The 9,341-nt window shown below is 69.7% G+C and carries 5 protein-coding genes; 4 read left to right on the top strand and 1 reads right to left on the bottom strand.

The genetic code is table 11. The annotated features are described in order from the left end of the window. Positions 1–114: 114 nt before the first annotated feature. On the bottom strand, positions 115–3,642 hold the full coding sequence (metH, locus tag ACFVH5_RS42245; protein ID WP_385838995.1) for a methionine synthase: 3,528 nt from the start codon (positions 3,640–3,642) through the stop codon (positions 115–117). Positions 3,643–3,913: 271 nt separating this feature from the next. Between metH and ACFVH5_RS42240 the strand changes: the two genes are divergently transcribed. From ACFVH5_RS42240 to ACFVH5_RS42225, 4 genes are all read left to right on the top strand, one after another. Continuing rightward, positions 3,914–4,681, top strand: a complete 768-nt coding sequence (locus tag ACFVH5_RS42240) for an IclR family transcriptional regulator (RefSeq protein WP_384808430.1) — start codon at positions 3,914–3,916, stop codon at positions 4,679–4,681. Positions 4,682–5,031: 350 nt separating this feature from the next. Beyond that, positions 5,032–5,820: an MIP/aquaporin family protein gene (locus ACFVH5_RS42235; RefSeq protein ID WP_381834097.1), complete on the top strand. Its 789-nt coding sequence runs from the start codon at positions 5,032–5,034 to the stop codon at positions 5,818–5,820. 143 nt (positions 5,821–5,963) lie between these two features. Beyond that, the gene (gene glpK / locus ACFVH5_RS42230; RefSeq protein WP_384808432.1) at positions 5,964–7,511 is read left to right on the top strand and encodes a glycerol kinase GlpK; all 1,548 of its coding nucleotides are present in this window, start codon (positions 5,964–5,966) and stop codon (positions 7,509–7,511) included. 6 nt (positions 7,512–7,517) lie between these two features. Further along, on the top strand, positions 7,518–9,143 hold the full coding sequence (locus ACFVH5_RS42225; RefSeq protein ID WP_385838994.1) for an FAD-dependent oxidoreductase: 1,626 nt from the start codon (positions 7,518–7,520) through the stop codon (positions 9,141–9,143). Positions 9,144–9,341: the final 198 nt, after the last annotated feature.

Raw genomic sequence — 9,341 nt, 5'->3', positions numbered from 1 at the left:
CCCCTCGGGGAGGGGCTGCGCCCCGTCCCACTCAGGGGCGCGGGGAACTACTCAGGGGCGCGGGGAACTGCGCGACCCGCCCCCACCGGGCCCGCAGCCGTCCACGCACCCAGTTCAACGGGCGTTGAAGTACTTCGCTTCCGGGTGGTGGATCACGATCGCGTCCGTGGACTGTTCCGGGTGGAGTTGGAACTCCTCCGAGAGGTGGACGCCGATGCGCTCCGGCTCCAGGAGGCGGGCGATCTTGGCCCGGTCCTCCAGGTCGGGGCAGGCGCCGTAGCCGAGGGAGAAGCGGGCGCCGCGGTACTTGAGCGCGAACATGTCCTCCATCTCGGCCGGGTCGTCGCCCGCGAAGCCGAGTTCGGAGCGCACGCGCGCGTGCCAGTACTCGGCCAGCGCCTCGGCCAGCTGGACGGACAGGCCGTGCAGTTCGAGGTAGTCGCGGTAGGAGTTCGCCTCGAAGAGCTTCGCCGTCTCCTCGCCGATCCGGGAGCCGACGGTGACGACCTGGAGGCCGACGACGTCCGTCTCGCCGGACTCCTCCGGGCGGAAGAAGTCGGCCAGGCACAGCCGGCGGCCGCGGCGCTGGCGCGGGAAGGTGAAGCGGGTGCGTTCGTTGCCCTGGTCGTCCAGGAGGATCAGGTCGTCGTCCTTGGAGACGCACGGGAAGTAGCCGTATACGACCGCCGCTTCGAGGAGGTTGCCCGTCTGCAGCTGGTCCAGGAGACCGCGCAGGCGCGGCCTGCCCTCCGTCTCCACCAGTTCCTCGTAGGTGGGCCCGTCGCCCGTGCGGGCCTGCTTGAGGCCCCACTGGCCCTTGAACAGCGCGCCCTCGTCGAGCCAGGACGCGTACTCCTTGAGCTGGATGCCCTTGATGACGCGGGTGCCCCAGAAGGGCGGGGCGGGGACCGGGTTGTCGACGGCCACGTCGGAGCGGGCCGCGCCCTCCTCCGGGCGTTCCTCGACGACCGTCCGGGCGGTGGCCCGCACCCGGCGCTGCTTCAGCTCCGGCAGGGTGGCCCCGGGTACGCCGCGCTTGACCGCGATGAGCGCGTCCATCAGGCGCAGGCCCTCGAACGCGTCGCGGGCGTAGCGGACCTCGCCCTCGTAGATCTCGTGGAGGTCCTGCTCGACGTAGGCGCGGGTGAGGGCGGCGCCGCCGAGGATGACCGGGTAGTCGGCGGCCATCTTGCGCTGGTTGAGCTCCTCCAGGTTCTCCTTCATGATCACCGTGGACTTGACCAGGAGCCCCGACATGCCGATGACGTCGGCGCGGTGTTCCTGGGCGGCCTCCAGGATCGCGGAGACGGGCTGCTTGATGCCGAGGTTGACGACGGTGTAGCCGTTGTTGGACAGGATGATGTCGACGAGGTTCTTGCCGATGTCGTGGACGTCTCCGCGGACGGTGGCGAGCACGATGGTGCCCTTGCCGTCGTCGTCGGTCTTCTCCATGTGCGGCTCCAGGTGGGCCACCGCGGTCTTCATGACCTCGGCGGACTGGAGCACGAACGGCAGCTGCATCTGGCCGGAACCGAACAGTTCGCCGACGACCTTCATGCCGTCCAGGAGGGTCTCGTTGACGATGTCGAGGGCCGGGCGCTCCTTCAGGGCGTCGTCCAGGTCCTGTTCGAGGCCGTTCTTCTCGCCGTCGATGATGCGCCGCTTGAGCCGCTCGTCCAGGGGCAGCGCGGCGAGTTCCTCGGCGCGGCCGGCCTTGAGGGACTTGGTGGTGGCGCCCTCGAAGAGGGCCATCAGCTTCTGCAGCGGGTCGTAGCCCTCGCGGCGGCGGTCGTGGATGAGGTCGAGGGCGGTGGCGACCTCCTCCTCGGTGAAGCGGGCGATCGGCAGGATCTTCGAGGCGTGCACGATCGCCGAGTCGAGGCCGGCCTTGACGCACTCGTCGAGGAAGACCGAGTTGAGCAGGACGCGCGCGGCCGGGTTGAGGCCGAAGGAGATGTTCGACAGACCGAGGGTGGTCTGGACGTCGGGGTGGCGCTGCTTGAGCCGGCGGATCGCCTCGATGGTGGCGACGCCGTCGCCCCGGGACTCCTCCTGGCCGGTGCAGATGGTGAAGGTCAGGGTGTCGATGAGGATGTCCGACTCGTGGATGCCCCAGTTGCCGGTGAGGTCGTCGATGAGCCGCTCGGCGATCGCGACCTTGTGCTCGGGGGTGCGTGCCTGGCCCTCTTCGTCGATGGTGAGGGCGATGAGCGCGGCGCCGTGTTCCTGGGCGAGCCGGGTGACCTTCGCGAAGCGCGAGTCGGGGCCGTCGCCGTCCTCGTAGTTGACGGAGTTGATGACCGCGCGCCCGCCGAGCTTCTCCAGGCCGGCGCGGATGACGTCGACCTCGGTGGAGTCCAGGACGATCGGCAGGGTGGAGGCGGTGGCGAAGCGGCCTGCCAGTTCCTGCATGTCGGCGACGCCGTCGCGGCCCACGTAGTCGACGCACAGGTCGAGCATGTGGGCGCCCTCGCGGATCTGGTCGCGGGCGATCTCGACGCAGTCGTCCCAGCGGGCCTCCAGCATGGCCTCGCGGAACTTCTTGGAGCCGTTGGCGTTGGTGCGCTCGCCGATCGCCATGTACGCGGTGTCCTGGCGGAACGGCACGGTCTGGTAGAGCGAGGCGGCGCCGGGCTCGGGGCGCGGGTTGCGCGGGGCCGGTGTCAGGTCCCGTACGCGCTCCACGACCTGGCGCAGATGCTCGGGGGTCGTGCCGCAGCAGCCGCCGATCAGGGACAGGCCGTACTCGGTGACGAAGGTTTCCTGGGCGTCGGCGAGTTCGGGGGCGGTCAGCGGGTAGTGGGCGCCGTTCTTGCCCAGGACCGGGAGGCCGGCGTTCGGCATGCAGGACAGCGGGATGCGGGAGTGGCGGGCCAGATAGCGCAGGTGCTCGCTCATCTCGGCGGGCCCGGTGGCGCAGTTCAGGCCGATCATGTCGATGCCGAGCGGTTCGAGAGCGGTGAGCGCGGCGCCGATCTCCGAGCCGAGGAGCATGGTGCCGGTGGTCTCGACGGTCACGGAGACGATCAGCGGCAGGTCCACGCCGAGGGTGTCCAGGGCCCGGCGGGCGCCCAGCACGGACGCCTTGGTCTGCAGCAGGTCCTGGGTGGTCTCCACGAGCAGCGCGTCGGCGCCGCCGGCGATCATGCCCTCGGCGTTCCGCTGGTAGGCGTCGCGCAGGAGCGTGTACGGGGCGTGGCCGAGGGTCGGCAGCTTGGTGCCGGGGCCCATGGAGCCGAGCACCCAGCGCTGCTGTCCGGTGGAGGCGGTGAACTCGTCGGCGACCTCGCGGGCGATGCGGGCACCGGACTCGGAGAGTTCGTAGACGCGTTCGGCGATGTCGTACTCGGCGAGGGCCGCGTGGTTGGCGCCGAAGGTGTTGGTCTCGACGCAGTCGACGCCCACCGAGAAATATTCCTCGTGGACGGAGCGCACGATGTCGGGGCGGGTGAGGTTCAGGATCTCGTTGCAGCCCTCAAGGTTCTGGAAGTCCTCAAGGGTCGGGTCCTGTGCCTGGAGCATGGTGCCCATCGCGCCGTCGGCCACCACCACGCGGGTGGCGAGCGCCTCGCGGAGGGCGTCGGTTCGAGCCCGGCTGTAGGCCGACTCGGACGGAAGGGACGGGTTCGGCAACGAGGCCATGGAAGATGCTCCCTGGAGTGCGACGGCTGTCGGCTTTGCGCTTCTTGTGGAAGACGCACGCCGTCAGGGTAGCCCGCGGCGGCACCGGAGGGGCGGGAGCGTCCACGGGACGGACGCGCGATCCGTACCCGGTGTCGGGTTGGATGCGTTCGCAACTCATCACGGCCACCCATTAGCGGGAGGTCGGCGGCGAGCGGTAATGTTCGACATTGCCGAACGGTGGCAGCGAAGCGGCGACCGACGGTCCAAGGGGACGGAGGGCACGACGGCGATGGCACGGAACATCCAGTCGCTCGAACGGGCGGCCGCGATGCTGCGGCTGCTCGCAGGCGGGGAGCGACGGCTCGGCCTGTCGGACATCGCCTCGTCGCTGGGCCTGGCGAAGGGCACGGCCCACGGAATCCTGCGCACACTGCAGCAGGAGGGTTTCGTCGAGCAGGACGGGCCCTCCGGGCGCTACCAGCTGGGCGCGGAGCTGCTGCGCCTGGGGACGACCTATCTCGATGTGCACGAGCTGCGGGCGCGCGCCCTGGTGTGGACCGACGACCTGGCCCGCTCCAGCGGCGAGAGCGTCTATCTGGGCGTGCTGCACCAGCAGGGCGTACTGATCGTGCACCACGTGTTCAGGCCCGACGACAGCCGGCAGGTGCTGGAGGTCGGGGCCATGCAGCCCCTGCACTCCACGGCGCTGGGCAAGGTCCTGTCGGCGTACGACCCGGTGGCGCACAGCGAGGTCCTGGAGGCCGAGCGCGAGGAGTTCACGGCGCGGACGGTCAGCGCGCCCGAGGCGTTCGAGCACGTCCTCGACCTGACCCGCGCGCGCGGGTACGCGGCCGATGTCGAGGAGACCTGGACGGGGGTCGCCTCGGTGGCGGCGCCGATCCACAACCAGCGGCGGATGCCCGTCGGCGCGGTGGGCGTCACGGGGGCGGTGGAGCGCGTCTGCGACAAGGACGGCGGGCTGCGTCCCGAGCTGATCGCCGCCGTCCGCGACTGCGCCCGCTCGGTGTCGAGGGACCTGGGCGCCGGGCGGTTCTGAGTCCGGGCCCGCGATTGTGGGAAGAAGGCCGGTACGTCGACGACGTACCGGCCTTCTTCGCGCTCCCCCGACGACGGAACGTTCCTGCTCGCACGTGGTGTGCGGCCGTTCCCATGATCGATAGTTCACAGCAATCAATAACGATCGTGTTTTCGATAACAGAGGCCTTGACGAGGTGGTATTGGCAGAGCAAGACTCCCGTCCATCGGTCGGCATTGTCGAACACCTACCGGCAATACGCGTTAGAGTGTGACAAGGCCAAGGGCCGGCAACGACCTCACCTGAGGTCGCGAACCACCGGAGGGACCCGGGGTTCGCCTTCCCCTGGACGAAGGACAAAGGAGTCGCGGGTGTCCAGCTCCGACATCTTCATCGGCGAGACCATAGGTACCGCCATACTCATCCTGCTCGGCGGTGGCGTGTGCGCCGCCGTCACGCTGAAGGCCTCCAAGGCACGCAACGCCGGGTGGCTCGCCATCACCTTCGGGTGGGGTTTCGCGGTGATGACCGCCGTGTACATCTCGGCGCCCCTCTCCGGTGCCCATCTGAACCCGGCCGTCACCCTCGGCATCGCGATCAAGGACGACGACTGGAGCAACGTCCTGACCTATTGGTCGGGCCAGCTCCTCGGCGCCATGATCGGCGCGCTGCTCGTGTGGGTCGCGTACTACGGACAGTTCCTGGCGCACCTGACCGACCGCGAGATCGTGGGCGGCCCCGGTGCGCAGGACGTCAAGTCCGTGGAGGCACGGGAGGCCAAGGCGGGCCCGGTGCTCGGCGTCTTCTCCACCGGCCCGGAGGTCCGGGTCGCCTGGCAGAACGTCGCGACGGAGGTCATCGGCACGATCGTGCTGGTGCTCGCCGTCCTCACCCAGGGGCTCAACGACAGCGGCAAGGGGCTGGGCACGCTGGGCGCGCTGATCACCGCCTTCGTGGTCGTCAGCATCGGTCTCTCGCTCGGTGGCCCGACGGGGTACGCGATCAACCCGGTCCGTGACCTCGGCCCGCGCATCGTGCACGCCCTGCTGCCGCTGCCCAACAAGGGCGGGTCGGACTGGAGCTACGCCTGGGTCCCGGTGGTGGGACCGCTGATCGGCGGAGCGATCGCCGCCGGTATCTACAACGTGGCCTTCGCCTAGAGCTTTACAGCTTTGCTTGGAGCCGTACGTCCGCTCGGCGCCGACGTCCGTCCGGTACGGGACGGACGTCGGCCGGAGCCGGAAGCAATACGCCGTAAGCCAGCCCCTCCTCCACGGAACCCACGGACTTTCAGGAGCACACCGTGACCGACGCGCACACCGCCGGCCCTTTCATCGCCGCCATCGACCAGGGCACCACGTCCAGCCGCTGCATCGTCTTCGACCGGGACGGCCGGATCGTCTCCGTCGACCAGAAGGAGCACGAGCAGATCTTCCCGAAGCCGGGCTGGGTCGAGCACAACGCCACCGAGATCTGGACGAACGTCCAGGAGGTCGTCGCCTCGGCCGTCGAGAAGGCCGGCATCACCCGCGACGACATCAAGGCCATCGGCATCACCAACCAGCGCGAGACGACGCTGCTGTGGGACAAGAACACCGGTGAGCCCGTCCACAACGCCCTCGTCTGGCAGGACACCCGCACCGACGCGCTCTGCAAGGAGCTCGGCCGCAACGTCGGCCAGGACCGCTTCCGCCGCGAGACCGGCCTGCCGCTCGCCTCGTACTTCGCCGGTCCCAAGGCCCGCTGGCTGCTCGACAACGTCGAGGGCCTGCGCGAGCGCGCCGAGGCCGGCGACATCCTCTTCGGCACCATGGACAGCTGGGTCATCTGGAACCTGACGGGCGGTGTGAACGGCGGCCGGCACGTCACCGACGTCACCAACGCCTCCCGCACGATGCTGATGAACCTGCACACCATGCAGTGGGACGAGAAGATCGCCGAGTCCATCGGCGTCCCGCTGAACATGCTGCCCGAGATCCGCTCCTCCGCCGAGGTGTACGGCGAGGTCACCGGCGGCAAGCTGGGCGACCTGCTCGGCGGCATCCCGGTCGCCTCCGCGCTCGGCGACCAGCAGGCGGCCCTGTTCGGCCAGACCTGTTTCGCCGAGGGCGAGGCCAAGTCCACGTACGGCACCGGCACGTTCATGCTGATGAACACCGGTGACAAGCTCATCAACTCGTACAGCGGCCTGCTGACCACCGTCGGCTACCAGATCGGCGACCAGAAGCCGGTCTACGCGCTCGAGGGTTCCATCGCCGTCACCGGCTCGCTCGTCCAGTGGATGCGCGACCAGATGGGCCTCATCAAGTCCGCCGCCGAGATCGAGACGCTCGCGCTGTCGGTCGAGGACAACGGCGGCGCGTACTTCGTGCCGGCCTTCTCCGGTCTGTTCGCCCCGTACTGGCGTCCCGACGCCCGCGGTGTGATCACCGGCCTGACCCGGTACGTCACCAAGGCGCACATCGCGCGCGCCGTCCTGGAGGCCACCGCCTGGCAGACCCGTGAGATCAGCGACGCCATGACCAAGGACTCCGGCGTCGAGCTGGCGGCCCTCAAGGTCGACGGCGGCATGACCTCCAACAACCTGCTGATGCAGACCCTGGCCGACGTCCTGGACGCCCCCGTGGTGCGCCCGATGGTCGCCGAGACCACCTGCCTCGGCGCCGCCTACGCCGCCGGCCTCGCCGTCGGCTTCTGGACGAACACCGAGGACCTGCGCGCCAACTGGCGGCGGGCCGCGGAATGGACCCCGAACATGGCCGCGGAGACCCGTGACCGTGAGTACAAGAGCTGGCTCAAGGCCGTCGAGCGGACCATGGGCTGGCTCGAAGACGATGCTGACGAGGAGTAATTCGCAATGACCACCCTGCAGAGTGTCCCGGCTCTTGGGACGCACCCGGCCAACGGCTCCGCCGCGTTCCATGCGAAGGCAGTGGGCCGCGCCGAGACCCGGGAGCAGCTGTCCAAGTCGACATACGACCTCCTGGTGATCGGTGGCGGAATCCTGGGCATCTCCACCGCCTGGCATGCCGCGCAGTCGGGTCTGCGGGTGGCCCTGGTCGACGCCGGCGACTTCGCCGGCGCGACCTCCTCCGCCTCCTCCAAGCTGCTCCACGGCGGTCTGCGCTATCTGCAGACCGGCGCGGTGAAGCTGGTGGCGGAGAACCACTTCGAGCGCCGTGCGGTCTCCCGTCAGGTGGCCCCCCACCTGGCGAACCCGCTCACGTTCTACCTCCCCGTGTACAAGGGCGGGCCGCACGGCGCGGCGAAGCTGGGCGCGGGTGTCTTCGCGTACTCGGCACTGTCGGCCTTCGGTGACGGCGTGGGGCATCTGCTCTCGCCGTCGAAGGCCGCGCAGGACGTTCCCGAACTGCGTACGGACAACCTGAAGGCCGTGGCCGTGTACGGCGACGACCAGATGAACGACTCCCGGATGGCCCTGATGACGGTCCGCGCGGCCGTCGAGTCGGGTGCCACCGTGCTCAACCACGCGGCCGTCACCGGCCTGCGCTTCACCCGGGGCCGGGTCACCGGCGCCGAGCTGAAGGACACGCTCTCCGGTGACGAGTTCGGCGTGTCGGCACGCCTGGTGCTGAACGCGACCGGGCCGTGGGTGGACCACCTGCGCAAGATGGAGGACGAGAACGCGGCGCCGTCCATCCGCCTCTCCAAGGGCGCGCACCTGGTCCTCAAGCGCACCTCCCCCTGGAAGGCCGCGCTGGCCACACCGATCGACAAGTACCGCATCACCTTCGCCCTCCCCTGGGAGGACATGCTGCTGCTCGGCACGACCGACGAGGAGTACGAGGGCGACCCCGCGGACGTCTCGGTCACCGAGAAGGACATCTCACAGATCCTGGACGAGGCCGCGTTCTCGATCCGCGACAAGCAGCTGACCCGTGACCTGATCACGTACTCCTTCGCGGGTCTGCGCGTCCTGCCCGGCGGCCCCGGCGACACGTCGAAGGCCAAGCGCGAGACGGTCGTCACCGAGGGCCGGGGCGGCATGCTGTCCGTCGCGGGCGGCAAGTGGACGACCTTCCGGCACATCGGCCGGACCGTCATGAAGCAGCTGGAGTCGCTGCCGGGCCGGCCGCTCGGCGAGGACTTCGAGCCGATCTCCGCGCTGCCGAAGAAGCTGCCGCTGCCGGGTGTCGCCAACCCGCGCGCGGTCGCGCACCGGCTCCTGGTCGACACCCCCGCGGCCGGTCCGCGGATGGGCGCCGACACGGCCAAGCACCTGGCGACGCACTACGGCTCGCTGGCCTTCGACATCGCCCGGCTGGCCGAGGACAACCCGGAACTGGCGCAGCGCGTGCACGAGGACGCGCCCGAGATCTGGGCCCAGGTCGTGTACGCCCGCGACAACGAGTGGGCGGAGACGGCGGACGACGTCCTGCGGCGCCGTACGACCCTCACGATCCGTGGCCTGGCGGATGACGAGATACGGGGCAAGGTCCAGAACCTGCTCGACAACAAGTAGTCCCGGGGCTCCGCCCCCACGGGGCCGCACCGCGGTTCGGACGGTGCGGCCCCGTCGTGGCCGGTCGCGCAGTTCCCCGCGCCCCTGGAAGCCAAAGCCAAAAGATTGCGCCGTTCCCCGCGCCCCTAAAGACGAAAGACAAAAGACTGCGCCGTTCCCCGCGCCCCTGGGTGGGACGGGGCGCAGCCCCTCCACGAG

It is taken from the genome of Streptomyces sp. NPDC127119 (genome assembly GCF_042677425.1).
Lineage (GTDB): Bacteria > Actinomycetota > Actinomycetes > Streptomycetales > Streptomycetaceae > Streptomyces.
The sequence above is the reverse complement of the archived record's forward strand: the minus strand, read 5'-3'. Positions and strand labels throughout refer to the sequence as shown.